Annotated in this window: 1 protein-coding gene; it reads right to left on the bottom strand. The window is 45.6% G+C overall.

The window, feature by feature from the left end; genetic code table 11:
- Window positions 1–61: 61 nt before the first annotated feature.
- A partial coding sequence (locus A3738_RS25205) for a metal ABC transporter ATP-binding protein (protein WP_068763939.1) occupies window positions 62–715 on the bottom strand: 654 nt, incomplete at its 5' end.

Raw genomic sequence — 715 nt, 5'->3', positions numbered from 1 at the left:
TAAAGGTGCTGCGGCTAGCGCAACACCAACACTCGCGAGAACTGCACGAACAAGAAAATCATCAAACATGGTGATGGCCTCCTTCACAGTTCTCATCATGGGTGTAGTGGTCATCATGATGAGCATGAGGTTTGTGCAAATACAACGCTTCGCTCTGATCCAAACCAAATAAATTGCGATATTCAGGCATGTCGGTAATTACTTCAGGGCGCCCTTGGCAGCAGATGTTTCCGTTTAGACAAATCACGCGATCAGTTTGGCGCATAACGATATGCAGTTCATGACTGATCATTAAAATACCGCAGCCAAGACTATCTTTTACATCAGCGATTTGACGATAAAAATCTGCAACACCAGCATGATCAAGGCCCTGTGTGGCCTCATCGAGAATGAGTAAATTTGGCTTGCCTAGCAGCGCTCTCGCTAATAATACGCGTTGGAATTGCCCGCCTGACAAGTCCATTAATTGCTGCTTACCGAGATTGGGAACACCTGCCATCTCGAGTGCTTCAACAAGACTCGCCTTACTGTGCTTTTTAGGTAGACTCATAAAACGCTCAACCGTCATCGGTAGCGTTTGATCAATGTGAAGCTTTTGCGGAACGTAACCAATACTTAAGTCAGGTGATCTATTAATCGTGCCCTCAAGATGCGGTACTGCACCAATTAACGCACGCAACAAAGTGGTTTTACCTGAGCCATTTGGACCAATAAT

It is taken from the genome of Oleiphilus sp. HI0066 (genome assembly GCF_001635725.1).
Note: the sequence above shows the minus strand (reverse complement) of the source record. Positions and strands in the feature narration are given on the sequence as shown.